The following is a 25,806-nucleotide window of genomic DNA, read 5'->3' as shown; positions in this document are numbered from 1 at the left end:
CTACGCGGCGGGCGGAGGCTCGCGGTCGAGCGTGCCCGGCCCGCCCTCGCCGCCCTCGCGCGGCGGCGGCAGGTGGGTGCGGTGGCGACGGCGACGGTCCTGGACCACGAGCGCCGCGGCGCCGCCGACGACCACGACCGCGCCGAGCGCGACGAGGCCCCAGCGCAGCAGCGGGCCCCAGTCCCGCTCGGTGGTGGCGCCGCCGACGATGCGGATGTCGTCGGCCGCGAGCAGGTCCGCCAGCCCGAGGATCACGGTGTTGCCCTCGACCTCGCCCGCGCTCGCGGACCTCACCAGGCCCGGGAAGGTGAAGGAGACCGCCACGTCGACCGCGCCGGAGACGAGCCCCAGCTGGTCGGTCGACACCCCCGCCGCTGCGAGGCCGCTCGCGGCACCCGTGGCGAGCTCGACCACGTACTCGTCGCCGTCGCGGGTCACGGCCGTGCCGCCGGTGAGGGGCGCGGCGCCCGCCGCATCGTCCAGCGCGTCGAACGGAACGTCGGTGATGGAGATCTCGACGCCCTCGAGCCCGTCCTCGTCCTCGTAGGGGGCGACCTCGACCGCACCCGGGTGGGCGTCCTCGAGCGGGGCAAGCTGGTCGAGGACGGCGTCCGGGTCGAGCAGCGCGCCGGGGTCGAGGGTGTCGTCGGGTGCCTCGACTCCTTCCGGAAGCCGGTCGGCGAGCTGCCCGAGCTGCTGGTCGAGCACCATGCGCGCCTGCGACGTCATCGCGATCACCGCGTGCTGGGAGAAGGTGTCGTCCTCGCCGAACGTCGTCTCGGTCGACACCCGCACGCAGCCGGTGAGCGCGACGGCCGCGACGGCGAGCGCGGCACCCAGCCTCCTCATCGCGGATGGTCCTCCTCGCCGTCCGTGCCCTCGACGGACCCCGTCTCGATCGTATCCGCGGGGGTGGGGAGCTCGGCGGTCGGGGCGTCCATGCCGGTGCTCGCGGGTGCCGGGCCCGGCACGAACTCGACGGTCTCGACGGGAAGGACCACCGCATCGTCCCCCGCGCTCTCGTCCGTGCCGCCCCGGCGGCGCAGCACCGCCACGACGGCGATCGCGACGACCGCGAGGGCGCCCGCGCCGATCGCGGGCCAGGCCCACACCGGGAACGCCGAGGGCGGCGAGGCGGAGCCCCGCGCCGCGAGCTCCTCGGGCGCGTCCATGAGGTCCCACGTGACGGTCGTGCCCTCGAGCGTGCCGTTGTGCTCGCTCACCTCTCCGGGGAACGTGATGCTCAGCACCATGTCGGCGCCCGGAAGCGAGCCGAGGTCCTCATCCTCCGCGTCGGACATCGAGCCGGACACCACGTAGTCGTCGCCGTCGCGCACGATCGCGAGGTCGTCGTCCGTCTCCCCGGCGAACGAGCCCAGCGGCTCGTCGTCGAACGAGACACGGGTGCCGATGTAGTCCTCGTCCTCGTAGGGCTCGACGGTGCCGGTCTCGAAGTCGCCCTCGGAATCGGCCGTGAACTGCTCGAGCAGGTCGTCGTCCGACACGTCGAAGGCCTCGCCCGAGCCCTTCTCGATGGCCATGAGGAAGCTGCCGTCGGCGGTGTCGTCCGGGTTGAGCGCGATGGACATCTCGACGCGGAGGCAGCCCGTGAGCACGAGTGCCGTCGCGGCGACCAGGCCGAGGGTGCGGAGTCGGTTCGTCATGCGGAGCACCCTGTCAGACCAGGGGTGACGATGTCATGCGCGCCACGCCGGGCGGCGTCAGCCCTCGAGCGCCTCCGACACGACCTCGCGCGCGGCGGCCTGCACCTCGCCCAGGTGCGACTCCGACACGAAGGACTCCGCGTAGATCTTGTAGACGTCCTCGGTGCCGGACGGGCGCGCGGCGAACCATGCATCGTCCGTCGTCACCTTGAGCCCGCCGATCTTGGCGCCGTTGCCGGGCGCCGCCGTGAGCTTGGCGGTGATGGGCTGGCCGGCGAGCGTGGTGGCGGGCACCTGCTCGGGCGACAGCGCGCCCAGGCGGGCCTTCTCCTCCTTGGAGGCGGCCGCGTCGACGCGGGCGTACCAGCTCTCGCCCAGGCGGTCGACGAGGTCGCGGTGCAACGCCGCAGGCGACGCGCCGGTCACGGCGGTGATCTCCGAGGCGAGCAGGCACAGCAGGATGCCGTCCTTGTCGGTGGTCCACACGCCGCCGCCGCGACGCAGGAACGATGCGCCGGCGGACTCCTCGCCGCCGAACGCGACCTCGCCCGACAGCAGGCCCGGGACGAACCACTTGAAGCCCACCGGCACCTCGAGCACCGGCCGTCCCAGGTCCGCTCCCACGCGGTCGATCAGGGACGACGACACGAGGGTCTTGCCGATGCGGGTGTCGGGCGACCACTGCGGGCGTGCGCCGCCGTACAGGTACGCGATCGCCGCCGCGAGGTAATGGTTGGGGTTCATGAGGCCGTCGCGGGTGACGATGCCGTGGCGGTCCGCGTCCGCATCGTTGCCGGTCGCGATGTCGTACGGCGCGGAGTCGCCCTCCATGAGCCGGCGCAGCGAGGCCATCGCGGACGGCGACGAGCAGTCCATGCGGATCTTGCCGTCCCAGTCGAGGGTCATGAACGCCCAGCGCGGGTCCACGGTGGGGTTGACGACGGTGAGCTGGAGCCCGTGCTCCTCGCCGATCGCGCCCCAGTAGTCGACGGCCGCGCCGCCGAGCGGGTCCGCGCCGATGCGCACGCCCGCCTCGCGGATCGCGTCGATGTCGATGACCGACGGCAGGTCGCGCACGTAGGCGGCCATGAAGTCGTACTTCTCGGTGGTGTCCGCGGCGACCGCCTTCGCGAGCTGGAAGCGCGGCACCTGCTTCCACCCGCCCGCGAGGATCTCGTTGGCGCGGTTGGCGATCCACGACGTCGCGTCGGTGTCGGCGGGTCCGCCGTGCGGCGGGTTGTACTTGAACCCGCCGTCGCGCGGGGGGTTGTGGGACGGCGTGATGACGATGCCGTCGGCGAGCCCGCGGCCCGACGTGCGCAGGCCCTCGGGCGAGGTGGCGCCGTTCGCGACCAGGATCGCGTGGCTCACCGCGGGGGTGGGCGTGTAGCCGCCGCGCGCGTCGATCATCACCCGCACGCCGGCCGCGGCGAGCACCTCGAGCGCGGTCTCCCAGGCGGGGCCCGACAGGGCGTGGGTGTCCTTTCCCATGAAGAGGGGGCCGTCGAATCCCTGAGCCGTCCGGTACTCGACGATGGCGGCGGTGGTCGCGACGATGTGGGCCTCGTTGAAGGCCGTGTCGAACGCGCTGCCGCGGTGGCCCGACGTGCCGAAGGCGACGCGCTCGCCCGCGACCGTGGGGTCCGGCACCTTGTCGTAGTAGTCGCCGAGCAGGGCGTCGACGTCGATGAGGTCCTCGGGAAGGGCAAGGGTGCCAGCGCGCTCATGCATGTGGCCTACTCTTCCACGCGCCAGGGGCGAGTGCCAGGGCTCGCGCGCGTCACGGGACGGTCAGCATCGGGTAAGGCCTAGGCAAAGGGTGGTACCAGGGAGGGTCACGGGTGACTAGGCTGGGCCTCGTGTCACCAGCCGAGGGAGCCGAGCCGCGGAAGGCGTCCGCCGACGCCCTGGCCCGGGCGCGCGCGCGCCGGGCGCGCGGCCGTGCCGCCGCGCCCCCGCCGCCCGGGCCGTCGGTCGCCGCGCTGATCGTCGCGCACGACCAGGCCCGCCGGATCGCGGCGACGGTGCGCGCCGCGCTCGCGATCCCCGGCGTCGACCTCGTGCTCGTCGTCGACGACGGCTCGACGGACAACACCCAGGAGCTCGCGCGCCGCGCCGGCGCCGTCGTGATCCGCCACTCGCACACCCGCGGCCGCTCCGCCGCGGTCGAGACCGGCGCATCGGTCATCGCGATGCGCGACGAGCCCGGCCGCACGCCGCGCGCCGTCCTGCTGCTCGACCCCAACCTCGGCCACTACGCGATCGGGGCGGCGCCGCTCGTGCCCGCGGTCCTCGAGGGGGTGTGCGACCTCGCCGTCGCGCTGACGGACGCGCAGGCGGTCGCGCCCGGCGTGCCGTCCAAGATCGCCAGGGCGGCGGTCGAGCGCGCGACCGGCTGGTCGCCCCGCCAGCCGCTCGGGCGCATCCGCTGCCTCACGCGTGAGGCGCTCGAGGCGTCGATGCCGCTCGCGCGCGGCAACGGGCTCGAGCCCGCGATGACGCTCGACGTGCTCCACGCGGGGCTCACCATCACCGAGGTCGAGTGCGAGATCCGGCACAAGGGTCCCTCGATCGAGGACCGCAGCCCCATGGGCAGGGCCAACCGGTACCGTGAGGTGCTGACGGCGGTGAGCGCGCGGCGCATCCGCGGCCGGGTGGACACCGCCCGCACCGCCGTGGGCCACCGCCTCCGACCGGGCGCGGACGAGGGCCCCGAGACGAGGGAGGACGCGTGACGCTGCCGCGGTATGCCTATCTGGGACCCTCCGGCACGTTCACGGAGGCCGCCCTGCGCGCGATGGTCGACGTCGACGAGGTCGAGATGGTCCCCGCGATCGACGTCCTCTCGGCGCTCGCGTCCGTGCGCGCCGGCGACGTCGACTTCGCGGTGGTCGCGATCGAGAACACGGTCGAGGGCGGCGTCACCGCGACGCTCGACACGCTCGCGACCGGCGCCCCGCTCGTCATCCTCGGCGAGGTGGTGCTGCCGGTGAGCTTCGAGCTCGTCGCGCGCCCGGGCACGACGGTCGGGTCCATCGGGGCCGTCGCGGCGCACTCGCACGGCCTCGCGCAGTGCCGGCGCTGGCTCGCCGAGCACGTGCCGGGCGCGGTGCAGGTGGCCGCCACGTCGAACGCGGCCGCCGCGGGCGAGCTCGCCGAGGGCGTCGCGGGCTTCGACGCCGCGCTGGCGCCTCCCGGTCTCGGCGCGCGGCTCGGCCTCGAGGTCCTCGCCGCCGGCGTCGCCGACAACCCGCACTCCGCGACCCGCTTCGTCAAGGTGGGTCGCCCCACCGCCGTGCCCCACGCCACGGGCGCGGACAAGACCACCCTCGTGGTGCATCTGCCCGACGACCGTGCCGGCGCCCTGCTGGCGATGCTCGAGCAGTTCGCGGCGCGCGGCGTCAACCTGTCGCGCATCGAGAGCCGCCCGCGCTCGGACCGCCCCGGCGAGTACTCGTTCTCGGTCGACGCGCTCGGCCACATCGACGAGCCGCGCGTCGCCGAGGCCCTCGTCGGGCTCAAGCGCACCAACCCCGTGGTGGTGTTCCTCGGCTCGTACCCCGCCGCGTCGGGGTACCCCACGCCCGTGACCCCGGGAACCTCGGAGGAGGAGTTCGCCGAGGCGCGCACGTGGGTCCAGGGCCTGCGCTCCGGGCGTCACTGACGTCGGCTCGCGGCCGCGTCGCGCTGCCGCCGGTCAGGAACCCGCGGGCTCCCTGGCGGGCACGTCGCTCGCGTCGTCGGCAGGGGCGGTATCCGCTGGGTCTGCGGTGGCGGAGTCCGTCGGCTCGCCCGGCCCCGCCGCATCCGGGACTCCGGCCACGCCCGAGGGCCCCGAGGCCCCCGCAGCGCCCGCCTTCTCCCCTTGGTCCCCGCCGGTGGCTGAGCGTGCGCTCGTGCGGGGCACGCGCAGGACGAGCGCCGCGGGGTCGACCTCGGCGCGGATGCGCGTGGCACGGCCCAGCGACTCGCCGTCGACCTGGACCTTCTGCGCCTCGGTGACGGTGATGTCGACGGTCCGTCCGCGGACGTGGTCGATGCGCGACGTCTTCCAGATCCGCAGCAGCCACGGCTCGCGGATGCCGGCGCCCTGGGCGACCACGGTGCCGAACAGCTCCGTCCAGCCCACGATGCCGCCGCGCGCGTCGAGCGTCGCGACGTCGAGGCTGCCGTCGTCGTACGTGGCGTCCGGGATGAGCTGGATGCCCGCCGGGAGCTTGCCCACGTTCGCGAGCAGCACCGTGCGCATGCGGCTCGTCACCGGCTCGCCGTCGTCGACGGTGATGCGCGCCTCCATGCGCTTGCCCAGGTGGCGCACCGCCGCGAAGAAGTAGGCGACCCAGCCCATGCGCTGCTTGAGGCGGTCGTTCGCCCCGGCCACCATCTCCGCGTCGAGCCCCGCACCGGCGATGACGAGGAAGATGTGGCGCTCGTCCTCGAGCTCGCCATCCGGGGTGCGGACCAGCTGGAGCCAGCCGACGTCGGACCGGCGCTCCGAGCCCTCCAGGGCGGTGCGGAGCAGCGCCGCGGTGTCGCCGAGCGGCAGGTCGAGGTTGCGTGCGAAGAGGTTGCCGGTGCCCATCGGCATGATCGCCATCGGCACGTCGGTCCCCGCGCAGCCCTCCGCGACCCCCCGCACCGTGCCGTCGCCGCCGACCGCGACCACGAGGTCCGCGCCCGCCGCGATCGCCTCGCGCGTGACGCCGGTGCCGGGGTCGTCGGCCGTCGTGTAGAGCCACATCGGCTGCGGCAGGTAGCGGATCGCGCACGCGCGCAGCGCCTGCTCGCGCAGCTCCGCCACGCCGTCCTTGGTGGGGTTCGCGATGAACGCCACGCGCTCGCGCGCATCGGACCGCTCGGTCGCCGCGCCCAGGTCCATCGTCGGCATCGGCCTGATGAGCAGCAGGCGTCGCCACCGCCTCGGCACGGCGACCGGGTCGCGCTTGCCGATGTGGCGCGTCACGCTCACGGCCAGGACCAGGGCGCTCATCGCGATCAGCAGCGCGATCAGCGCGATCGTGGTCTCGAGGGCCATGGGGAGAGCCTACGTCCGCCGTCGATAGACTGGCAGGCATGATCGACCTCAAGCTCCTGCGTGCCAACCCCGACGTCGTGAGGGACAGCCAGCGGTCCCGTGGCGACGATCCGGCGGTCGTGGACCAGGTGCTCGAGGCCGATGCGGCCAACCGTGCCGCGCTCAAGGAGTTCGAGGTCGCCCGCGCCGAGCAGAAGTCGCTCGGCAAGGACGTCGCCCGGGCCCAGGGCGAGGAGAAGCAGGCGCTGCTCGCGCGTACCAAGGAGCTGTCGGCCCAGGTCAAGGAGCTGCAGGCGACGGCCGATGCGGCGGCGGCGCGCGCGGTCGAGCTCGCGCGCTCGCTGGGCAACATCCCCGAGCCCGGCGTCCCCGCAGGCGGCGAGGACGACTTCACGGTGCTGCGCCACGTGGGCGCGCCCCGCGACTTCGCGGCCGAGGGCGTCGAGGTGCAGGACCACCTCGCCATCGGCGAGGGCCTCAAGGCGATCGACATGGAGCGCGGCGCCAAGGTGTCCGGCGCTCGCTTCTACTTCCTCACCGGCATCGGCGCGCGCCTCGAGCTCGCGGTCCTCAACGCGGCGATGGACCTCGCGTACCGCCGCGGCTTCAGCCCGACCATCACGCCCACGCTCGTGCGGCCCGAGACGATGGCCGGCACCGGCTTCCTGGGCAAGCACTCGGACGAGATCTACTTCCTCGAGCGCGACGACCTCTACCTGGTCGGCACCTCCGAGGTCGCGCTCGCCGGCTACCACTCGGACGAGATCGTCGACCTCTCCGACGGGCCCCTGCGCTACGCCGGCTGGAGCGCCTGCTACCGCCGCGAGGCGGGCTCGGCGGGCCGCGACACCCGCGGCATCATCCGCGTCCACCAGTTCCACAAGGTCGAGATGTTCGCGTACGCGCACGCCGAGGACGCCGCCGCGGAGCACGAGCGCTTCCTCGCGATCGAGGAGGAGATGCTCCAGGCCCTCGAGCTGCCCTACCGGGTCATCGACACCGCCGCGGGCGACCTCGGCTCGAGCGCCGCGCGCAAGTTCGACTGCGAGGCGTGGCTGCCCAGCCAGGAGCGCTGGATGGAGGTCACGTCGACCTCGAACTGCACGACTTACCAGGCGCGTCGCCTCAACACGCGCGAGCGGGTGGAGAACGGCACCACGCCGGTCGCGACCATCAACGGCACCATCGGCACCACGCGCTGGATCGTCGCGCTGCTCGAGAACCACCAGCAGGCCGACGGCTCGGTGCACGTGCCCGAGGTCCTGCGCCCGTACCTCGGCGGCCTCGAGCGCCTGGAGCCGGTGCGCTGACCCGCGGCCCGCGCGTTCACCGGACCGTCACCCGCGCGTGGCCGGTCCCGGCGGGCCCACCACGTAGGGTCGACCCATGAACGACCGCGAGATGCGTCCCCCGCTGTCCCCGGACCTCTGGCGTCTCGTCGGCCTCGACATCGACGGCACGCTCATGCACTGGGGAGGAGAGATCTCCCCGGCCGTCGTCGACGCGGTCGAGCGCGCCCGCATGTGCCGCAACCACGTCGTGCTCGCGACGGGCCGCAACGTGCTGGGGATGCTGCCCGTCGCGCAGCAGCTCGGCATCCGCCGCGGCTTCGCGGTGTGCTCGAACGGCGCCGTGACGGTCAGGCTCAACCCGGGCTCGCCCGGCGGCTACGACATCGTCGAGAAGGTGACCTTCAACCCGCGTGCCGCCCTCGAGCTCGTGCGCGAGGAGCTGCCCGACGCGTTCTACGCGGTCGAGGACCTCGGCGTCGGCTTCCTCGTCAACCGCGAGTTCCCCGACGGCGAGCTCATCGGCCGCCAGCGCGTCGTGTCCGACTTCGACGAGCTGTGCCACGACGAGGCGACGCGCGTCGTCATCCGCGCGCCCGGCGTCGACGTGTCCCACTTCGACGGCCTGGTGCACCGCATCGGCCTCAGCGACGTCACCTACGCCGTCGGCTGGTCCGCCTGGCTCGACCTCACCCCGCCCGGGGTGTCGAAGGCCTCCGCCCTCGAGGCGCTGCGCCGCCAGCTCGGCGTGTACCCGGACCACACCGTCGCGGCGGGCGACGGCAACAACGACATCGACATGCTGCAGTGGGCCGGCACCTCGGCTGCGATGGGCACCGCCCCGGAGCACGTCAAGGAGGCCGCGGACGAGGTCGTCGGCTCGGTCGAGGAGGACGGCATCCTCACGGTCCTCGACCGGCTCATCGATCCCGACCGCCTCGCGGTCCTGTAGCCGCTCAGCCGACCGTCAGCACGACCTTCCCGAAGACCTCGCCCGCCTCGAGCGCACGATGCGCGGCGGCGGCCTCGGCCAGCGGGAACGTCGCATGGACGAGGGGACGGACGCGGTCGGGCACGAGCGGCCACACCTCCTCCCGCACCCGGGCGACGATGGCGGCGCGCTCGGCGAGCGGGCGCGCGCGCAGCGTCGTGCCGATGACGGACGCGCGCTTGGCCAGCAGCGCGCCCAGGTCGAGCTCGCCGCGGCTGCCCCGCTGCATGCCGATGACCACGAGCCGGCCTCCGGTGCGCAGCACCCTGATGTTCGCCGGGAGGTAGGCGGCGCCGACGACGTCGAGCACGATGTCCGCGCCGCCGAGCGCGCGCACGCCCGCCGCCCAGTCCTCCGTCCGGTGGTCGAAGGCCGCGTCCGCGCCCAGCTCGAGGCAGCGCCCCACCCGCGCGGGCCCTCCCGCCGTGGTGAGGACGCGCAGCCCGCGGGCCTTGGCGATCTGGAGGGCGGCGGTCCCGACGCCGCCCGAGCCGCCGTGGACGAGGACCGTCTCGCCCGCCCGGGCGCCCGCCGCGTCGAGGTTCGACACGACGGTGCATGCGGCCTCGACAAGGGAGGCCGCCTCGACGTCGGTGACGCCCCGGGGGATGGGCAGCAGCAGCGAGGCGTCGACGGCGACGCGCTCGGCGTAGCCGCCGCCCGGCAGCAGCGCACATGCCCGGTCGCCGGGCCTCCACGGGGACGATGCGGGTGCCGACTCGACGACGCCCGCCGCCTCGAGCCCGGGCCACGGCGCAGCGCCCGCGGGCGGCGGGTAGCGGCCCTCGCGCTGCAGGACGTCGGCCCTGTTGACGCCGGCCGCTGTGATCCGCATCACAGCGTCGCCCGCGTCCGGGACCGGTGCGGGCACATCTTCCAGGGACAACGCCTCGGGACCGCCGGGCGAGGTGACGATAGTGGCCTTCATCACTTTCTTCGATTTCCTCCGTCATAGCGCGCCGCCCATATCCTCTCAACAAACATCGCGCGTGGACGATGGCTCATGTTCCCCCAGGTGTGGCCGATAAAGCGGGGGAGCGGCCGCTTGACTCCACGCACAGAGACGTCACACCGGTGCGGCGGCTCGGGAGGGAAAGGTCCATGCTTCAGAGGCTCGGCATTCGAGGAAAGCTCCTCGCCGTCGTCATGGTGCCCGTTCTCGTCCTCGTCTCGGCGGTGAGCTACATCACCCTGAGCGCGGTCAACGACTACAGCGAGAACTCGAACGCCGAGAGGCTGATCGACGCGCTGGGGCAGGCCCGCGAGACGGAGGCCGACCTTCAGGACGAGCGCACCGCCGCGCTGCGGTTCGTGCACATCCTGCAGGACACCACGACCAAGCTGGGCGCAGCGCGCGAGGAGGTCGCCGCACGTTACGCGACGCTCGCCGACGCGGTCGCCCGCAGCGAGGACGACGACGCCGACGCGGTCCTCGCGAGCGTGGACGCAGCCCTGGGCGGATCCGACGCGAGCATGCTCGCCGACGCGCGCTCACTCGAGATCTCCGCGCCCGAGTCCGAGGGTGGCTGGCTCGTCATGCCGTCCACCGACGAGATCGCCACCATGGACGCGGCCTACGCCGACGCGGTGGAGGCGGTCGACGCGACCGCCGACGCGGCGCCCGGCTCCCTCGACCTCGGCATCCCGCTCGCGGCGCTGTCGTACGCCATCGAGCAGGAGGGCGCCTACGCCCACTCGCTCTACTCGGACAGCCTCGAGTACCGCGACGCCCTCGACGCGACGTTCCCCAAGGTCGACGCGGGCCTCGACGACATCGCGGCCGCGGCCGCGGAGGTCGACGCCACCGACGAGAACGCCGCGGCGCTCGCATCCGTGGCCGCCGGAAGCCAGCTGCGCGACTCGCTGCCGCAGATCCGCGCCGGCGTGCGCACCGCGCAGGTGTCGACCTCGACGATCCTCAACTACTACACGGAGGTCATCGACACCTTCGTCGGCGCCACCGACGCCGTCGCGCTCGCGGTGCCCGACCGCAACATCGTCGCGACGCTCCAGGCCTACGCGGCCCTCGACATGCTCGTCGAGCGCGTCCGCTACGAGGGCGACGTGTTCGAGCGCCTCATCCGCCAGGGCTCGTTCGTCACCGCCGAGATCGCGGGCACCCGTACCCTCGTGGAGCGCACCAAGATCGCCCTCGACGAGGCGCAGGCCCGCGGCGCGGGCCTCGTGCCGCCGATCGAGGTGCCCGACTTCGGCGCCTCGGCATCGACCACCGGTACGTCGTTCACGACGATCCAGAACTCGGTCCTCACCGGGCTCGACTCGTCGCTGGTCACGGCGCGCTCCGCCGACTGGCCAGGCAAGGTCGAGCTCGAGCTCGAGCAGTACCTCCCGCTCCGCGACCAGGCGTGGGACCGCACCACGAGCGCGATCACCGCGAACACCCGCAACGCGCTCGGTGCCACGTACATCACTCTGGCGATCGGCATCGGCGCGGTCATCGGCTCGCTGCTGATCGCCTTCGCGATCTCCCGCCGCATCGTCAACCCGCTCCGCCGCCTCACCACGACGGCGACCGCGGTCCGTGAGGAGCTGCCCCGCCTGGTGGAGCGCGTCGCGCAGCCGGGCGAGGACGTCGACGTCTCCGAGGTGCAGATCTCGGTCGAGTCGCAGGACGAGGTGGGACGCCTCGCGGAGGCGTTCAACGGCGTCAACGCCGCGACCATCGAGATCGCCCGTGAGCAGGCCGCCCTGCGTGGCTCGATCTCGGAGATGTTCGTCAACGTCGCCCGCCGCGACCAGGTGCTCCTCAACCGCCAGCTGTCGAGCATCGACGAGATGGAGCGCACGGAGGACGACCCGGACCGCCTCACGCGCCTGTTCGCGCTCGACCACCTCGCGACCCGGATGCGCCGCAACTCGGAGTCGCTGCTCGTGCTCGCGGGCATCGACACCGGGCGTCGCCTGCGCCGCCCCATGCCGCTGTCGGACGTCATCCGTACCGCATCGTCCGAGATCGAGCTCTACGAGCGCGTCGACCTCGACCTCGTGGTCGACCCCGCGATGCACGGCCACCAGGCCCTCACCGCCGCGCACCTGTTCGCCGAGCTGCTCGAGAACGCCACGGTGTTCTCCGACCCGGGCTCGCGCGTCATCGTGCGCACCGGCCGCACCGAGGCCGGCTTCACCGTCGAGGTGGTCGACACCGGCATCGGCATGACCGTGCCCGAGCTCGCCGAGGCGAACAGCCGCGTGCAGTCGTCCGCCGCCTCCGAGATCCTCGGTGCCCAGCGTCTCGGCCTCTTCGTGGTCGGCCGCATCGCCCGCCGCCTCGACGCGCAGGTCGCCGTGTCCTCGGTCGAGGGCCGCGGCACCGTCGCGACCGTCCTGCTGCCGTCCTCGCTGTTCGAGGCGGTCGAGGAGCCCGTCCAGGCCCCGGTGGTCGAGGAGCCGCGCGCCGAGGCCCCCCAGGTCGAGGCGTACGCCCCCACCACCGTCGTCGAGGGTGCGAGCCTGTCCGGACGCGCCGCCGACGAGCCCGTCGAGGACGACGACTCCATCCCGCTCCCCGTGGGCATCGAGGCGCTCATCGCCGCCGACGCCGCCGCGGCGCCGGTCGCCGAGGCCATCGCCCCGGACCTCACCTCCGGCACGACGACCGGCGGCCTGCCGACGCGTCGCCGCCGCGCGGAGGAGCCGGCCGCCGAGGCGGCCGAGAAGCCCGAGGAGCGCACCCAGGTCATCGGCCTCCCGGTGCGCGCGACCGCGGACCAGCTGGACGCGCTCGACGCGGAGGCCGCGGCCTTCACCCCGACCGTCGCGGCCGCCGAGGTGGCGCCGCAGACGCCCGAGGAGCGCGCGTCGATGTTCCGCGGCTTCCACTCCCGTCGCGACGCCCAGGAGGGCACGCCCGCCGAGCCGCTGCCGGAGGCGGTGCCCCCGGTCATGGCCGACGCTCTCGGCGAGCCCGTGGAGGCCGCCGAGGAGCAGGCGCCCGCGCTGCCGACCCGCGCCGCGGGAGGCGCCTTCGCCGCCTTCGATGCGATCCGTCGGGCGTCCGAGACCATGAACCGCGACGACGCGCCGGCCGAGCAGCCGGCCGAGGAGCCCGCGGTGATCGAGCCGGTCGCGCTCGCCCCCGACGAGGACGAGGCTGCCGCCGCCGCTCCGCAGGACGATGCGCCGGTCGCGCACGAGGAGGCGGCACCCGAGCCCGTCGAGGAGCCGGCCGTGCCGGCCCTGCCCACGTTCTCGATGCCGAAGCTGGCCACCGCCGAGATCCCCGTCGTGACGGCAGAGCGCCTCACGCCGGCCTCGCCGTTCGCCCGTTCGCCGTACGGCGCCGCCTTCGCTGCGCCCGCTCCGGAGACGACCGCCGAGCCGGTTGCCGAGCCCGCTCCGGCACTCGAGGCGGAGCCCGAGGCCCTGCCAGAGGTCGCCCTCGAGCCCGAGACCGCGCCCGACGCCGAGGCTCCCCTCGCGATCCCGGGTCTCGAGCCCGAGGACGGCGGCGCCGACGAGGTGCCCGCGCTCGAGGAGGACGCGCCCGCGCTGCCGTGGGCGAGCGTCACCCAGGTGGACCTGCCCGAGCCCGCCGAGTCCCCGTGGACCCCGCCCGCGCCGTGGGCCTCCGCTGCCGAGCCCGCGCTCGAGCCGGACGCCGAGCCCGTCGTGCCCGAGCCCGTCGCGGCCCAGGCGGAGCCGGAGCCTCAGGTGGATCAGCCCGCCCCGTGGATGGACGCCGCGGCCTTCGCCGCGGCGGCCGCCGCCCACGAGTCCGCCCTCGAGCCGGCGCCGTACGCGCCCCAGGACGAGCAGGACGCCGGCGTGTCCGACGTGGCGCTCGAGGACCCGTACACCGCGCCCGAGGCGGCGCACCCGAGCCTCGACGACATCATCGCCCAGGCGTCCGGCGAGGAGTCCGGCCGGTCCGGCTTCTTCGGACGGCTCTTCGGGCGCGGCAAGCGCGACGACGACACGGCCCCGCAGGCGGCGCTGCCGGCTCGCGCACCGTTCGCCCCCGCCGCCCCCGTGCCCGCCGAGCCGGAGCCCGCACCCGCGGCGTTCGCCCCGGCCGCGCCGCAGGACGAGCCCGCCGCCTTCGCACCCGCCGAGCCCGAGCCGGTCGTCGAGGAGCCCGTGGCCGCGCCGGCCACGCCCACCTCGTTCGAGCCCGCGGCGTTCGAGCCGGGCGAGCAGGAGGCCCGCGCCGAGGTCGAGTGGTCGTACGCGCCCCCGGTGCCCGCGGCCCCCGCCCCGACGCCCGAGCTCGCACCCGAGCCGGAGCCGGCGCCCGAGCCGGCGCCCGAGCCCGTGCGCGCGCAGTCCTTCGAGCCCGAGCCGGCCGACGCGTCCTACGCGGACATGCCGGAGTCGCAGCTCTTCCGCCCCGAGCCGCAGCAGTTCACCCCGGAGGACCTCGCGGAGGCGCACGGATGGGAGTCCGCCGGCGCCTCGGCGCTGGCCGCCGCCACCGACGAGACCGCCGCGACGAGCTACGAGCCCGTGCTCGACACCGAGCACTCGTCGGGCCGCACCTGGGACGACGACGCCGACCTGCAGCGCGCGGTGTTCTCCGAGCTGAGCTCCCTGTCGGCCTCCCGCCCCAAGGTCGAGAAGACCAAGGCCGGCCTGCAGAAGCGTCGCCGCACGGAGGAGCAGCCCGTCGAGGCCCAGCCGCTCGAGGACGAGGTCACCCTGTCGCCGAAGGAGCGCGACGCGGAGGCCGTCCGCAGCCGGTTCAGCAGCTTCTACTCGGGCACGCAGCGCGCCCGCACCGACGCCGCCGAGCTCGACCTCCACTCGTCCCCGCAGCCCGTGAACGAGTAGCCCCATGACCACCCACGACACCCCCCAGGCCCACCGGCCCCGCACCACCCACAAGGAGCACAAGTGACCGCCCTCAGCACCGAGGCCACCAATTTCGGGTGGCTCCTGGACAACTTCGTCGAGTCCGTGCCCGGCACGCGCCACACGCTGGTGGTGAGCGCCGACGGCCTCCTCATGGCGATGTCGAAGAACCTCGACCGCACCGAGGGCGACACCCTCGCCGCGATCGTGGCCGGCATGTCGAGCCTCACGCGCGGCGCGGCCCGCCAGCTCGCCGCGGGCGAGGTGCGCCAGTCCATCGTCGAGATGGACGAGCTGTTCCTCTTCCTCATGAGCGTCTCCAACGGCTCGGTGCTCGCGGTGGCGGCGGACTCGACCTGCGACGTGGGCCTCGTCGGCTACGAGATGACCCTGCTCGTCTCGCGCTTCGAGAACGCCCTCACGCCGCAGCTCATCACCGAGATGCGGCAGAACCTGCCGACGGACGGCCAGACCCGGGTCTGATCATGACCGATGCCACGATGCCGCACGACGGCGAGGAAGAGGCGTACACGGTCCGTCCGTACGCCATGACCGGCGGGCGCGTGAGCGCCGCCAGCAAGGACCTCCCCATGGAGGCGCTGGTCGAGGCGACGGCCGATCCCCAGGCTTCCTCCGGGCTCACCCCGGAGAAGAAGAAGATCCTGCAGCTCGCTCAGGGTCAGTTCCAGTCCGTGGCCGAGCTCTCGGCCCACACCCGCCTTCCGCTGGGTGTGGTCCGGGTGCTGGTGACGGATCTTGCCGAAGTCAACTATCTGAAGATCCACGTAGGCGGCACGGCCGACGACGCGACCACGCACGATGCGTCCGGCGGCCTGTCCCTCAGTCTCCTGGAGAGTGTCCTCGATGGCATCGCAGCCCTCTAACGCGGCCGTCGCCGCGCCGGCGGCCACCACCGCGCCTACCGTCGTCAAGATCGTCATCGCGGGCGGCTTCGCCGTCGGCAAGACGACCTTCATCGGCTCGATCTCCGACATCGACCCGCTCAACACCGAGGCCGCGATGACCGAGCACTCGGTCGGCGTGGACGACGCGGGCGGCGTCACGGACCGCAAGACCACCACCACCGTCGCCATGGACTTCGGCCGCATCGCGCTGCCGGGCTCCCTGTGGCTCTACCTGTTCGGCACGCCCGGCCAGGACCGCTTCCTGTTCATGTGGGACGACCTGGTGCGCGGCGCGATCGGCGCCGTCGTGCTCGTCGACACCGAGCGCCTCGACCAGTGCTTCCCGGCGGTCGACTACTTCGAGGGCCGCGGCATCCCGTTCGTCGTGTGCGTCAACTGCTTCGACGGAGTGGCCCGCCACACCCTCGAGGACGTGCGCGAGGCGCTCGGCATCTCCGCCGACGTCCCGGTCATGTACACCGACGCCCGCGAGAAGGCCGCCACCAAGCAGGCGCTCATCTCGGTCGTCCAGCTCGCGATGCGTCGCATCCGCAACCGCTGAACCCCACCGACCCCAGCTGAGGCAGGGAGAGCCCCCGCATCGCGGGGGCTCTCCCATTCCCGGCCGCCGGCGCCCCGCGCATCGTCCCTCGCCACGGGACGATGCGCGGGGCGTCCGCGCGTACGGCAGTACCCTTCTACCGTGATCTACGTCGACGGCTCCGCGCTGTGCCGGTTCCTGCCGGGCGTGCGCTACTTCGACGAGTTCAACGACTTCGCGGTCCCGCGCATCCACGAGCTCGCGACTACGCAGCTGGGGTTCACCGAGCTGCGGCAGGCGGCCGAGCTGTACCCGCGGGAGCAGAAGGCGAAGGCCTTCGACGTGGTCGAGATGGTGCGCAGCTCGATCCCCGTGATCCGCTTCTCCGAGCACAACGTGTCGGTGTCGACGCACGCGGTCGCGGTGCTCAAGCCCTTCGCCGCCCTCCACCTCGGCGCCGCGGTCGCGCACCCCGAGATCCACGCGATCCTCACGTACGACGCGGAGCTCGCGCGCGCCGCCGAGCTCTACGAGCTGCAGGTGCTGAGCCCGGGCCTGGTCCCGGGCTGGCACAATGGCTGACGCCCGGCTCGTCCGGGCAGGGAGAGTTGACCGAGCGGCCGAAGGTGACGGTCTTGAAAACCGTTGAGGCGTAACCCGTCTCCGTGGGTTCGAATCCCACACTCTCCGCCGCCGCGGCGCGCGCAGGGCGCGCGTTGCCCGGCACCGCGCGGGACCGGTACCCTGGTCCCCGGCCCGCGCGCCCAGGAGACGTGACCGAGCGGCCGAAGGTGCATCCCTGCTAAGGATGTGATGGGGCAACTCATCCGTGGGTTCGAATCCCACCGTCTCCGCCTCACGAAGGCCCCGACACCGTCGGGGCCTTCCGCGCGTCCGGGCTCAGGCCGGCGCGCTCGTCCGGGGAGCGACGATGGGCCGGGCCGGCTCGAGCGGCTCGTGCAGGTTGCGGTCGAGGAAGGACCGCAGCAGGCCCTCGACGTCGATCACGTCGCGGTCGAGCAGCCATTGGATCTGGAGCCCGTCGAGCAGCGCGATCGCCTGGGCGGCGACGCCCTGCGGATCGCAGCGACGCTTGAGCTCGCCCTCCTCCTCCAGCTCGCGCAGCGCGTCGACCAGGAGGCCGCGCAGCCAGGCGTAGCGCGCGCGGAAGTACTCGTGGCCCGGATGCTCGGGCGCGGTCGCCGCCGTGGCGAGCGTGCCGAACAGCTCGATCGTGCCGGGCGTCTCGGTGCCGAAGCGGGCGATGTCGATGAAGGCCTGCAGCATGCCGCGGCCGTCGCGCGGCGTCTCGGGGAGCAGCTCGATGCCCAGGTCGTCGCGCAGCCGCAGGACGTCGATGAGCAGCTCGCGTTCGTCCGGGTAGACCCGCGAGGCGTGCGCGGGGGTCATGCCGGCCGCCTCCGCGACCCGCGCGAGGGAGCCCTCGCGCCACCCCCGCTGCGTGATCTCGTCGAGCGCCGCCGTCGCGAGCGCGTGCTCGTCCCGCTCGAGCCGGAGACGTCCTCCGGCGGGTCCCTCGATGCCCGTGTCGTGCGTCATCGCCGCCTCCCGAACGCCGTCGTCCCGGTCCTTCGACTGTAGCCCGACGCCAGCACGGACGCTGGTCGTCGGCCGGGAACCCGACGTCGGCGCCGGGAAGGGAGCTCAGGAGGCGGGCACGCCCGCCCGGAACCAGGCGACCGTCTTCGCCAGACCCTCGTCCAGCGGAGTCGACGCGGTCCATCCGAGCACGTCCCTCGCCTTGGTCACGTCGAGGCGGCGCTGACGCGGGGGGCCGGTGCGCACGCCGCGGAACTGCGGCTCCCGTGCGATGCCGTCGTAGGCGAGGCTCGCGCGCTCCGCGACGTCGCGCACCGAGTTCAGCGTCGAGTTGCCGAAGTTGAAGGCCCCGGACTCGCCCCCGGCGATGAGGTAGTCGGCCGCGCTCATGTAGGCGCGCGCCATGTCGCCCACGTACAGGAAGTCGAGCCGGGTGGAGCCGTCGTCGCGGTCCCCGAAGTCGTAGCCGTCTCCCGCCGCCAGCTGCGACAACGCGCGCGGCACCAGACGCGAGGCATGGCGGTCGCCCGGTCCGTACGTGTTCATGAACCGGCACGAGGCGTGCGGGATCTTGAAGGTGGTGCCGTACCCGCGCACGATCATCTCCGCCGCCATCTTCGACGGCCCGTAGAGGTTCGACGCGAGCCGCGGCTCGCGGGTCTCGGGGATGGGCTCGGGCTCGAAGCTGTCGCCGTAGTAGGCGCCGCTCGACGCGAAGACGAACACGGGGTCGTTCCCTGCGGTGCGACAAGCCTCGAGCACGAGCGTGGTGGCGCGGACGTTGTCGTCGACCACGGATGCGGGCTTGCTCAGGCTGTTCATGATGATCGGGTCCGCGGCGAGGTGGAAGACGACGTCGAACTCGCCATCCGCCACCACATCCTGGACGAGCGCATCGTCACGCAGGTCGCCCAGCACGAACGTGATGTCGTCCTCGACACCCATGTCCTCGAGGGGTTTGCCCTCGATCGGGTCGCGGTCGATGACGGTGACCTGCGCCCCTCTGCTCACCAGCTCGGAGACCAGGTGGCTGCCGCCGAACCCCGCTCCGCCTGTCACCAGGCACGATCGTCCCTGCCACATGTCGGTCATCTCCGGCCCCCTCCGAGATCCCCAGCGACCCGACCGGTGCGAGCCCCTCATGACTCGGCCGATCACTCCCGATCATGCCTCGCGGACCGGGTGTTGTGAAGTGGTATGTCCAGATTTGCGGGGGCAGCCAGGGGTTTCGTGTCCGCGGGATGGTCGTCCCCGCGTCGAGCGGCCCGCCATCCTGCCGGTGTGTACGGGAGCACCCTCGGAACCCTGTATAGTTGTGTCTCGGCCCGCGAGGGTCACGCGCCCGTAGCTCAACGGATAGAGCATCTGACTACGGATCAGAAGGTTGGGGGTTCGAATCCCTCCGGGCGCGCCAGATGCGAAGGCCGGACCGTCAGGTCCGGCCTTTCGTCGTTCCTGGCATCCGCATCGTCCCGCCGTCCCGCGAGTCCTCCCGGCGAGGGTCGCGCGCGGCCGCGTCGCCGGTCCGTCGTGCGCGGGGCCGGTCCGCGGCGCGAGCCGGGACCTTGGGCCCTCGATCGTGCCGACCGCCGGAGCATCCTGAAGGGGAGGGCCTCGGTGCGGGAGGCGGCGATGGTCAGGGCTCGGGTCGCGCAGGTCGGTTCCGCGGCGCGGAGCCGCGCCCCGACCGGCGGCGCCCGGTGCCGGCGAGGTGCGCCACGGCTCGTCGGCCTGATCGGGGCGGCCGCGGTGCTGACCGTCGGCGCATGCACCGACGGCGGGTCCGGCGACGCGGACGAGACGTCCAGCATGGCCAGCCCGCTCCCCGTGAGCCGGTGCTCCAGCCTCGACGGCGAGGGGTGGTCCACGTCGGACGACCTGCGCGAGGCCTCGGGCTTCGAAGCCCTCGCGCTGGCCTCGTCCGGGGACGCCGTGGTGGCGCTCGCGGCGCCCGCCGGCTTCGGCTACTGGTCGTCGGACGGGCTGACCTGGACGCGTGCGGAAGGCAAGCCGGAGCTCGGCGGCGGGTGCCCGCTGACGGTGTCCGGGGGTGCGGAGGGCTTCGTCGCGACCGGCACCACCGGCGCCACCCCGGTGACCGCCTTCTCGCGCGACGGCCGGGTCTGGGAGACGGTCCCGGCATCGACGTGGCCCGCGGGGGACGTGGAGTGGTTCGCGGACGTCTGCGCGGGGGACGACGGATTCATCGTCGCCGGCGCGACCGGCGACGCGCTCGGCTCCTTCGCGTGGTCGTCCGCCGACGGGCGTGCGTGGAGCGTGACGCCTCTGTCGCCGGGCCAGGTGTTCGCGGCGACCGCGACGGCGGCAGGGTGGCTCGCGCTGACGGTGTCGCGCGAGCCCACAGACGGCGACGTCGCGGTCTGGACGAGCCCCGACGGGCAGGACTGGACGCACGTCGACGCGGCGAGCGCGCCGCCGGCGGACGCCCTGCTCGCCTACTGCGGGACCGCGCCGCTGGCGTCCGGCGACGGCGCGACGGTGCTCGCCCCCACGGAGGGCGGGGACGAGCATGCCATCCCGGACGTCACCGTGTGGACCTCGGCGGATGACGGGGCCGCATGGACGGAGAACCTCGTGGTGGACGTGTCGGAGCGCGGCCAGTTCGCGGTGCACGACCTCGCATGGACATCCGTCGGCTTCGTGCTGACGGGCGTCGTCGACGATCCGGGTCCCAGCGAGGATCAGGCGTCCTTCATCAGCTTCTCCGACGACGGGTCCGCGTGGCGCACCTGCTGGACCACCGAGGAGCTGACGGAGGTGGAGCCGCTCGGCGACGGGCTGGTCCTCCTCGACGAGGAGAGCATGCTCGTCCACGTCTGGACCGGCCCCTAGCGGTGGGCGCGGGCGCGCCCATGTGACCATGGACGCATGCGCTGGACACGGCGGGACCCCTCGCTGGACGCCGCCCGCTACGCCCTCGAGCGCGAGCGGGCGGACGAGGACGCCCTGGGCGAGACGCCCGGGGTCGATGTGGCGAGCCGGGCGGCGGACCAGGAGGAGCGCGAGCGGGCGGAGCGTCTCGCGGAGCGGCGGCGCCGGGACCGCGCGGCCACGCAGCACCTGTGGGTCGAGCGGCGCATCGTCGAGGCCCAGGAGCGCGGCGACTTCGACGACCTGCCGCTCGCCGGCAAGCCGATCCCGGGCCTCACGAGCAACGATCCCGACTGGTGGACCCGGGGGTTGGTCGAGAGGGAGCAGCTGTCGGACCTCGCACCCGAGTCGGTGCTGCTGCGACGCGAGGATGCCGCCCTCGACGCCCGCCTCGACGCGCTGTGGGACGAGCCGTCGGTGCGCGAGGTCCTCGAGGATTTCAACGCACGCGTGCTCACCGCGCGCTGCCGGCCCGCGGACGGGCCGCCGCTCGTGACGCCGCTGCGGGACGTCGACCGCGAGGTCGCGCGCTGGCGTGAGCGACGGCTGCGCTGACGCGTCGGCTACCGGCCTGCGTGGACACCGTCATCCCCGCTAATGTGGGAATTGCCAGCCCGGGCATGGAGCCCCGCTGCGGAAAGGCACTCCCATGGACTTCTTCGAGAACTTCCTCAACATCCTGCTGTGGTCGCTGTGGTTCTTCATCTGGATCTCGTTCATCTTCCTCATCATCCGGTTCGTCTTCGACGTGTTCCGTGACGAGAAGCTCTCGGTGTTCGGGAAGATCCTCTGGACCCTGGCACTGGTGCTGCTGCCGATCCTCGGCGCGCTCATCTACATCTTCGCGCGTGGCCGTGGCATGGCCGAGCGCGACGTCGAGGCCGCCAAGTCGATGCGCTCGGCCCAGGTCGAGTACACCAAGGGCCTCATGACCGAGGCGGGCTCCGCCGGCGAGATCAAGGCCGCCAAGGAGCTGCTCGACGCGGGCGCGATCACGCCCGAGGAGTTCGAGACCCTCAAGGCCAAGGCGCTCGGCTGAGCGTCCCCCCACGTACACGCGCGGCGGTCTGACCCCTCGGGTCAGACCGCCGTCGTCGTTCCCGCGGAATCGAGCACGATGCGGTGGACGCGGTCGCCGTCGATGCTCACGATCGTGACGGCCTCCTCGCGGTCCGGAGGCAGCAGGCGCACCGTCACCGTCCCGGTGGCCGCCGTGAGGGCGGCCGACACCGCATCGTCCACCTTGGCCATCGCGTCGCCCGATCCGAGCCCGGACCCGCGATCGTCGAGCAGGGTGACGTCCACCCCGCGCGCTCGCGCCGCCGCGGCCGCGTCGAGCACCGCGGGCGTGGCGAGCGCGCGCCCGCGGACGCCGTCGCGCAGCCGCGCCTCCGCCTCGCGCATGAGCGCCCGCTCGTCGTCCGCCAACGGCACGCCCGAGGCGACGCGCTCGAGCAGCGGCAGCGATGCCGAGGCGACCTCCGCCGCGCGCTGGAGCCGCACCTGGCGGCTGGCCTCCGCGGTCGCGGCCGCGGCGGCCGCGTCGACCGAGCGCTCCGTGAGCTCGTTGATGCGTCGCGCCGTGCGCCGCAGGCTCGTGACGAACAGCGTCGCGACCACCAGCAGGCCCAGCTGCGTGTCGACCATCAGCAGTCCCGTGAGCGCCGAGCGTCCCGTGGTCGCCGTCCATGTCGCGGTGATCGCGGTCATCGCCGCCGCGGCGCCCCACGCGAGGGCCGTGCGGCCGCGCAGGATGAGGAACCACAGCAGCCACGTGTTCGACCCCAGGTGCCACGCCGCGCGACCGGGGGAGCCGTCCGCCGGCAGCGCCCACGAGATCAGCAGCGTCGACGCGACGACCGTGCCCACCACGAGCCACGCGTCGCGTAGCGGGAACGGGTCCGGATGGGGCCGCCCGAGCAGGACCCCGGCCGCGCTCACGATGATCGCGGCGACGTAGGCGGGCCAGCGCACGCTGAGCGTGTGGATCGTCGCGATCGTGAAGACGACGTTGGTGACGATGAAGATGCCGAGGATGAGGCTCGCGCCCTCCGACGAGAGCGCGAGCAGCCGGCTCACGTCGACGGTGCGGGAGGCCTGCGGGGGCGCGGCGTGGCCGAGGCTCATGGGCGGCTCCAGGTGAGGACGACGGTGGTGCCGACGCCCGGTGACGACGACACGTCCGCATCGCCGCCGGTGACGGTGCGCATGCGCTCGAGGATGCTCACGCGGATCCCGAGCCGCCGCTGCGACACCCGGCCCGCGGCGAAGCCCCGCCCGTGGTCGGCCACCACCACGCGGGCGGACCCGTCCGTGACGTCGCACTCGACGCTCGGCTCGGCTCCCGGCCCGCCGTGCCCGAGCGCGTTGCGCAGCGCCTCGGCGGTGGCCTCCGCGAAGGCCGCCACCACGCCGGCCGGGAGCGGGGCCTCCCCGTCCACCGCGTAGCGGACCGGGACCGACGCATCCACGGTCGCGGCGGTCGAACGCACCACCGCGACGAACTCCTCAGGGTCGTAGTCGCGCGACTCGGTGCGCCCGCTCACCAGCGACTCGACGCTGGCGATCGCGTGGCGCGCCTGCTCGGCGAGCGTGACCGGCGGCGTGGGTCGGGATGCGGCCAGCAGCACGGACATGACGTCGTCGTGGACGATCGCGTTGATGCGGGTCTGCTCGGCCTCGCGCGTGCGCCGGCTCGCCTCGAGCGCGGCCTGCTCGCGGGCGTGGGCGGCGGCGGAGTCCTGACGGTCGCCGGCCGAGATCATCGCGATCGACACGCCGCACAGGATCAGGCAGTAGATGATGGCGCCCAGGCCGTCGAGGATCGCCTCGAGCGCCGCATCGTCCCGCACCTGCATCTGGGTGAAGGCGACGACCGGACCCTGCACGAGCGGGTACACCCAGCCCGCGACGCGCGGCCACGCGATCGCGGCGGCGGTCGCGTGGATCGCGTTGATGCCCTGGGTCCACGGGGTCGCGTCGTCCGCGAGGAGCGGCTCCTTCATGAGCAGCGGCCACGCGATCTGGATCGCCATGAACACCATCGACGTGGTGCCGGCGATGAGGAGCAGAGGCCGGATGGGGAGCACGCGGGACAGCACGGTGTAGAGCGCCGGCACCACCACGCCGACCAGCACGACGAGGATCCCGAACGGGGTGTGCAGCTGGTCGATCTGCCGGAGGAAGCCGCTCGATCCGCCGGCCAGCAGCGCACCGAAGATGACCGCGCCGATGCCGACGGCGAGCAGCAGCGTGCGCTGGATGCGCTCCCGGGCCGGTCTCGCGGCGCCGTTCACGCCGGGACCGTGCTCACTGCGGGCCTTCAAGCAGCCCGTCCTCGAGAGCCCGCTTGTAGAGGTCGACGCGGGACTGGGCGGGGCGGCCCGCGTCCGCGTACTTGCGTCGGATGCGGCTCACGTAGTCCGCCACGGTCTCGCGTGAGACGCCCAGGTGACGGGCCACCGAGTACGCGGTGAGGCCCGAGGCGTAGAGCGAGAGGATCTCCCGCTCGCGTGCGCTGAGGCGGGCGTCCGCGAGCGAGTCGTCCGAGTCGATCGCGGCCGCCCAGTCGGTGCCGAAGACCTCCTGGCCCGCGGCGGCGGTCCGGATCGCGTCGAGCAGCACGTCCGGCTCGGAGGACTTGCGGATGAGCCCGAGTGCGCCCGCGCGCGCCGCCGACTGGATGAGCCGGCGGTCCTCGCCGCCGGTGTAGATGAGCACGTGGGGGCCCATCGCGTGGATGGCGGCGATGTTGGCCTCCGGGGTCGACCCGTCCGCGAGGCGCAGATCGAGCACGACGAGGTCGAGCGTGCGGCCGAGCCCGGGGAGCGCGTCGACGCTCTCGACCAGCCCGGCGAGCTCGAGATCCTGCGCCCCCTCGACAAGGTCGCGGAAGCCGATGGAGATGAGCGCGTGGTCCTCGACGAGTGCGATGACCCGGCGCTCCTTCGCGGCGGTCATGGCTGTCCCCTTTCCTGGCACGGGATTCTAGTCGAAAACGCGGTGACATCCCTGGAAGCGGACGCGATTCAGGCGCCTGCCCCCATAAATGGGGGCTTGTCGCGGGCCCCGCGTCACGGGAGCCTCGTAGCGAGGTTCACGCGGGAGGTGGAGAGGGGTTCGGGTGATGGGCTGGTCGACGGAGTCTGTGGCTCTCGTCGTCACGGGGGGAATGCTCGCACTCGTCGTCATCGCCTCTCTCCACCCTCGTGTGGCCCTGACCGCCGGCTCGAGGATCATCTTCCTCGTCGGCGCCGTCACCTTCATCTCGTTCGCGCTCCTCGCCGAGTACGCGCTCGACCTGTCGGTTCCCGCCGTGGTGCTCGCGCTGCCGCTCGTGCCGGTCGCCGTGATCTTCGTCATCGTGCGCCGGCTGCTCCACGCCTCGCCCCATGCCGCCGAAGCGCCCGCCGCGGCGGCCGCGACGATGACCCCCGGACCCGCCGTCCCGTTCGGCGCCGCGGGCGCCGGGGCGGAGCGGCTGCTCGCCGCGAGCCCGTACGCGACCGCCGCGGAGCTGTCGGAGCTCGCGTACGCGCGCCCCGAGCTGCGGCCCGCGATCGCCGCGAACCCATCGGCCCCGGCAAGCCTGCTGCAGTGGCTCATCGAGCAGGGCGAGCCGGCCGTGCTCGCCGCCATCTCCGCGCGGGGCCGCCTGCTCGGCTGACCGGTACTGTCGCACCCATGCGCCGACCGATCGTCCTCGCCGCCGTCGCCGTGCTGCTGCTCGCCGGCTGCTCCGATTCCGAGCGCCAGGAGCTCGCGGTCGGGGACTGCCTCACCATCTCCGGCACCGACGGCTCGTTCGGCAACGTGCCCGTGGTCGACTGCGCCGGCGTGCACGAGGCCGAGGTGTACGCGGCCTTCGACCTCGACGCCGGCGCCTACGACGAGGACGCCGTGATCGTCGAGGTGGAGGAGGCCTGCGTCGACCGCTTCGAGGCGTACGTCGGCGAGCCGTACCGGACGTCGTCTCTCGACGTCTTCTACACCTACCCGCTCGCGGACGCGTGGGACGAGGGCGACCGCCTCGCGGTCTGCGCGGTCTACGCGCCGGACCCGGACTCGGGCGAGCCCGTCGCGTTCGAGGGCACGCTGGCCGACGCGGCCTGATTCAGGCGC

24 protein-coding genes and 3 tRNA genes are annotated in these 25,806 nt (G+C 73.5%); 17 read left to right on the top strand and 10 right to left on the bottom strand.

Going from position 1 to position 25,806, the window contains the following annotated elements:
- From QQX09_RS09130 to pgm, 3 genes are read right to left on the bottom strand one after another with little or no spacing between them, the layout of a single operon-like run.
- Complete coding sequence (locus QQX09_RS09130; RefSeq protein WP_301133716.1) at positions 1-849, bottom strand: LppM family (lipo)protein; 849 nt, start codon at positions 847-849, stop codon at positions 1-3.
- Positions 846-1,664 carry an LppM family (lipo)protein gene (locus QQX09_RS09125; protein ID WP_301133715.1) on the bottom strand — a complete coding sequence of 273 codons (819 nt, stop codon included), beginning with the start codon at positions 1,662-1,664 and terminating at the stop codon, positions 846-848. Before QQX09_RS09125 ends, QQX09_RS09130 begins: the two co-directional genes overlap by 4 nt.
- 57 nt (positions 1,665-1,721) lie before the next feature.
- Positions 1,722-3,395, bottom strand: a complete 1,674-nt coding sequence (gene pgm / locus QQX09_RS09120) for a phosphoglucomutase (alpha-D-glucose-1,6-bisphosphate-dependent) (RefSeq protein WP_301133713.1) — start codon at positions 3,393-3,395, stop codon at positions 1,722-1,724.
- Between the two features lie 128 nt (positions 3,396-3,523).
- Here pgm and QQX09_RS09115 point away from each other — a divergent pair, with 128 nt between their 5' ends.
- Positions 3,524-4,399, top strand: coding sequence for a glycosyltransferase (locus QQX09_RS09115; RefSeq protein WP_301133711.1), 876 nt, complete (start codon positions 3,524-3,526; stop codon positions 4,397-4,399).
- Positions 4,396-5,328, top strand: a complete 933-nt coding sequence (gene pheA, locus QQX09_RS09110) for a prephenate dehydratase (protein WP_301133709.1) — start codon at positions 4,396-4,398, stop codon at positions 5,326-5,328. Before QQX09_RS09115 ends, pheA begins: the two co-directional genes overlap by 4 nt.
- A gap of 33 nt (positions 5,329-5,361) precedes the next feature.
- Here pheA and QQX09_RS09105 read toward each other — a convergent pair whose 3' ends face one another.
- Positions 5,362-6,699 carry a diacylglycerol/lipid kinase family protein gene (locus tag QQX09_RS09105; RefSeq protein WP_301133707.1) on the bottom strand — a complete coding sequence of 446 codons (1,338 nt, stop codon included), beginning with the start codon at positions 6,697-6,699 and terminating at the stop codon, positions 5,362-5,364.
- A 38-nt stretch (positions 6,700-6,737) separates the two neighbouring features.
- On the opposite strand from QQX09_RS09105, the gene serS reads away from it, so the two are divergent.
- The gene (gene serS, locus QQX09_RS09100) at positions 6,738-8,009 is read left to right on the top strand and encodes a serine--tRNA ligase (protein WP_301133705.1); all 1,272 of its coding nucleotides are present in this window, start codon (positions 6,738-6,740) and stop codon (positions 8,007-8,009) included.
- Positions 8,010-8,085: 76 nt separating this feature from the next.
- Entirely contained in the window at positions 8,086-8,940 is an 855-nt protein-coding gene (locus QQX09_RS09095) for an HAD family hydrolase (RefSeq protein WP_301133702.1), read from the top strand.
- Between the two features lie 4 nt (positions 8,941-8,944).
- Here the strand turns inward: QQX09_RS09095 and QQX09_RS09090 are convergent, their stop codons facing one another.
- Positions 8,945-9,907, bottom strand: coding sequence for an NAD(P)H-quinone oxidoreductase (locus QQX09_RS09090; protein ID WP_301133972.1), 963 nt, complete (start codon positions 9,905-9,907; stop codon positions 8,945-8,947).
- A 173-nt stretch (positions 9,908-10,080) separates the two neighbouring features.
- Here QQX09_RS09090 and QQX09_RS09085 point away from each other — a divergent pair, with 173 nt between their 5' ends.
- The 7 genes from QQX09_RS09085 (at position 10,081) to QQX09_RS09055 (ending at position 17,087) form a co-directional block, all read left to right on the top strand.
- Positions 10,081-14,766 carry an ATP-binding protein gene (locus tag QQX09_RS09085; protein WP_301133698.1) on the top strand — a complete coding sequence of 1,562 codons (4,686 nt, stop codon included), beginning with the start codon at positions 10,081-10,083 and terminating at the stop codon, positions 14,764-14,766.
- Between the two features lie 63 nt (positions 14,767-14,829).
- On the top strand, positions 14,830-15,270 hold the full coding sequence (locus tag QQX09_RS09080) for a roadblock/LC7 domain-containing protein (RefSeq protein WP_301133696.1): 441 nt from the start codon (positions 14,830-14,832) through the stop codon (positions 15,268-15,270).
- A 2-nt stretch (positions 15,271-15,272) separates the two neighbouring features.
- Positions 15,273-15,671 (top strand): DUF742 domain-containing protein, encoded by a 399-nt coding sequence (locus tag QQX09_RS09075; protein WP_228372746.1) that lies wholly within the window; start codon positions 15,273-15,275, stop codon positions 15,669-15,671.
- A complete protein-coding gene (locus tag QQX09_RS09070; protein ID WP_301133692.1) occupies positions 15,652-16,254 on the top strand; it encodes a GTP-binding protein in 603 nt (200 codons plus the stop codon). Before QQX09_RS09075 ends, QQX09_RS09070 begins: the two co-directional genes overlap by 20 nt.
- A gap of 141 nt (positions 16,255-16,395) precedes the next feature.
- Positions 16,396-16,815 (top strand): PIN domain-containing protein, encoded by a 420-nt coding sequence (locus tag QQX09_RS09065; RefSeq protein ID WP_301133689.1) that lies wholly within the window; start codon positions 16,396-16,398, stop codon positions 16,813-16,815.
- 20 nt (positions 16,816-16,835) lie between these two features.
- A tRNA-Ser gene (locus QQX09_RS09060) sits at positions 16,836-16,923 on the top strand.
- A gap of 77 nt (positions 16,924-17,000) precedes the next feature.
- Positions 17,001-17,087, top strand: a tRNA-Ser gene (locus QQX09_RS09055).
- Positions 17,088-17,133: 46 nt separating this feature from the next.
- Here QQX09_RS09055 and QQX09_RS09050 read toward each other — a convergent pair.
- Together QQX09_RS09050 and QQX09_RS09045 are read right to left on the bottom strand one after the other, a co-directional pair.
- Complete coding sequence (locus QQX09_RS09050; protein WP_301133687.1) at positions 17,134-17,793, bottom strand: TetR/AcrR family transcriptional regulator; 660 nt, start codon at positions 17,791-17,793, stop codon at positions 17,134-17,136.
- Positions 17,794-17,898: 105 nt separating this feature from the next.
- Positions 17,899-18,852 carry an NAD-dependent epimerase/dehydratase family protein gene (locus QQX09_RS09045; protein ID WP_301133685.1) on the bottom strand — a complete coding sequence of 318 codons (954 nt, stop codon included), beginning with the start codon at positions 18,850-18,852 and terminating at the stop codon, positions 17,899-17,901.
- 279 nt (positions 18,853-19,131) lie between these two features.
- On the opposite strand from QQX09_RS09045, the gene QQX09_RS09040 reads away from it, so the two are divergent.
- The 4 genes from QQX09_RS09040 to QQX09_RS09025 all read left to right on the top strand — a co-directional run bounded on the left by QQX09_RS09040 (position 19,132) and on the right by QQX09_RS09025 (position 21,724).
- Positions 19,132-19,207 (top strand) — tRNA-Arg (locus tag QQX09_RS09040).
- A 335-nt stretch (positions 19,208-19,542) separates the two neighbouring features.
- Entirely contained in the window at positions 19,543-20,646 is a 1,104-nt protein-coding gene (locus QQX09_RS09035; RefSeq protein WP_301133683.1) for a hypothetical protein, read from the top strand.
- A 36-nt stretch (positions 20,647-20,682) separates the two neighbouring features.
- On the top strand, positions 20,683-21,240 hold the full coding sequence (locus QQX09_RS09030) for a DnaJ family domain-containing protein (protein ID WP_301133680.1): 558 nt from the start codon (positions 20,683-20,685) through the stop codon (positions 21,238-21,240).
- A gap of 94 nt (positions 21,241-21,334) precedes the next feature.
- Positions 21,335-21,724, top strand: a complete 390-nt coding sequence (locus QQX09_RS09025) for an SHOCT domain-containing protein (protein ID WP_301133678.1) — start codon at positions 21,335-21,337, stop codon at positions 21,722-21,724.
- A gap of 41 nt (positions 21,725-21,765) precedes the next feature.
- On the opposite strand, the gene QQX09_RS09020 is transcribed toward QQX09_RS09025, so the two are convergent.
- The 3 genes from QQX09_RS09020 to QQX09_RS09010 are packed head-to-tail and all read right to left on the bottom strand — an operon-like array spanning position 21,766 to position 24,645.
- Positions 21,766-22,812 (bottom strand): DUF8320 family protein, encoded by a 1,047-nt coding sequence (locus QQX09_RS09020; protein ID WP_301133676.1) that lies wholly within the window; start codon positions 22,810-22,812, stop codon positions 21,766-21,768.
- A complete protein-coding gene (locus tag QQX09_RS09015) occupies positions 22,809-23,981 on the bottom strand; it encodes a sensor histidine kinase (RefSeq protein ID WP_301133674.1) in 1,173 nt (390 codons plus the stop codon). Before QQX09_RS09015 ends, QQX09_RS09020 begins: the two co-directional genes overlap by 4 nt.
- Before the next feature lie 13 nt (positions 23,982-23,994).
- A complete protein-coding gene (locus QQX09_RS09010) occupies positions 23,995-24,645 on the bottom strand; it encodes a response regulator transcription factor (protein ID WP_301133672.1) in 651 nt (216 codons plus the stop codon).
- Between the two features lie 250 nt (positions 24,646-24,895).
- Here QQX09_RS09010 and QQX09_RS09005 point away from each other — a divergent pair, with 250 nt between their 5' ends.
- Positions 24,896-25,351 carry a variant leucine-rich repeat-containing protein gene (locus tag QQX09_RS09005; RefSeq protein WP_301133670.1) on the top strand — a complete coding sequence of 152 codons (456 nt, stop codon included), beginning with the start codon at positions 24,896-24,898 and terminating at the stop codon, positions 25,349-25,351.
- A 17-nt stretch (positions 25,352-25,368) separates the two neighbouring features.
- Positions 25,369-25,797, top strand: a complete 429-nt coding sequence (locus QQX09_RS09000) for a septum formation family protein (RefSeq protein WP_301133668.1) — start codon at positions 25,369-25,371, stop codon at positions 25,795-25,797.
- The last annotated feature ends 9 nt before the right edge of the window (positions 25,798-25,806 follow it).

This window comes from Demequina litoralis (assembly GCF_030418455.1).
Classification (GTDB): Bacteria; Actinomycetota; Actinomycetes; order Actinomycetales; family Demequinaceae; genus Demequina; species Demequina litoralis.
Note: the sequence above shows the minus strand (reverse complement) of the source record. Positions and strands in the feature narration are given on the sequence as shown.

Excerpts from the sequence above, each read along its gene's own strand:
- pgm (WP_301133713.1), bottom strand. The coding sequence starts at position 3,395 with ATGCATGAGCGCGCTGGCACCCTTGCCCTTCCCGAGGACCTCATCGAC.
- QQX09_RS09105 (WP_301133707.1), bottom strand. The coding sequence starts at position 6,699 with ATGGCCCTCGAGACCACGATCGCGCTGATCGCGCTGCTGATCGCGATG.
- QQX09_RS09090 (WP_301133972.1), bottom strand. The coding sequence starts at position 9,907 with ATGAAGGCCACTATCGTCACCTCGCCCGGCGGTCCCGAGGCGTTGTCC.
- QQX09_RS09095 (WP_301133702.1), top strand. The coding sequence starts at position 8,086 with ATGAACGACCGCGAGATGCGTCCCCCGCTGTCCCCGGACCTCTGGCGT.
- QQX09_RS09000 (WP_301133668.1), top strand. The coding sequence starts at position 25,369 with ATGCGCCGACCGATCGTCCTCGCCGCCGTCGCCGTGCTGCTGCTCGCC.
- QQX09_RS09125 (WP_301133715.1), bottom strand. The coding sequence starts at position 1,664 with ATGACGAACCGACTCCGCACCCTCGGCCTGGTCGCCGCGACGGCACTC.
- serS (WP_301133705.1), top strand. The coding sequence starts at position 6,738 with ATGATCGACCTCAAGCTCCTGCGTGCCAACCCCGACGTCGTGAGGGAC.
- QQX09_RS09070 (WP_301133692.1), top strand. The coding sequence starts at position 15,652 with ATGGCATCGCAGCCCTCTAACGCGGCCGTCGCCGCGCCGGCGGCCACC.
- QQX09_RS09075 (WP_228372746.1), top strand. The coding sequence starts at position 15,273 with ATGACCGATGCCACGATGCCGCACGACGGCGAGGAAGAGGCGTACACG.
- QQX09_RS09085 (WP_301133698.1), top strand. The coding sequence starts at position 10,081 with ATGCTTCAGAGGCTCGGCATTCGAGGAAAGCTCCTCGCCGTCGTCATG.
- QQX09_RS09020 (WP_301133676.1), bottom strand. The coding sequence starts at position 22,812 with ATGAGCCTCGGCCACGCCGCGCCCCCGCAGGCCTCCCGCACCGTCGAC.
- QQX09_RS09030 (WP_301133680.1), top strand. The coding sequence starts at position 20,683 with ATGCGCTGGACACGGCGGGACCCCTCGCTGGACGCCGCCCGCTACGCC.
- QQX09_RS09025 (WP_301133678.1), top strand. The coding sequence starts at position 21,335 with ATGGACTTCTTCGAGAACTTCCTCAACATCCTGCTGTGGTCGCTGTGG.
- QQX09_RS09010 (WP_301133672.1), bottom strand. The coding sequence starts at position 24,645 with ATGACCGCCGCGAAGGAGCGCCGGGTCATCGCACTCGTCGAGGACCAC.
- QQX09_RS09130 (WP_301133716.1), bottom strand. The coding sequence starts at position 849 with ATGAGGAGGCTGGGTGCCGCGCTCGCCGTCGCGGCCGTCGCGCTCACC.
- QQX09_RS09050 (WP_301133687.1), bottom strand. The coding sequence starts at position 17,793 with ATGACGCACGACACGGGCATCGAGGGACCCGCCGGAGGACGTCTCCGG.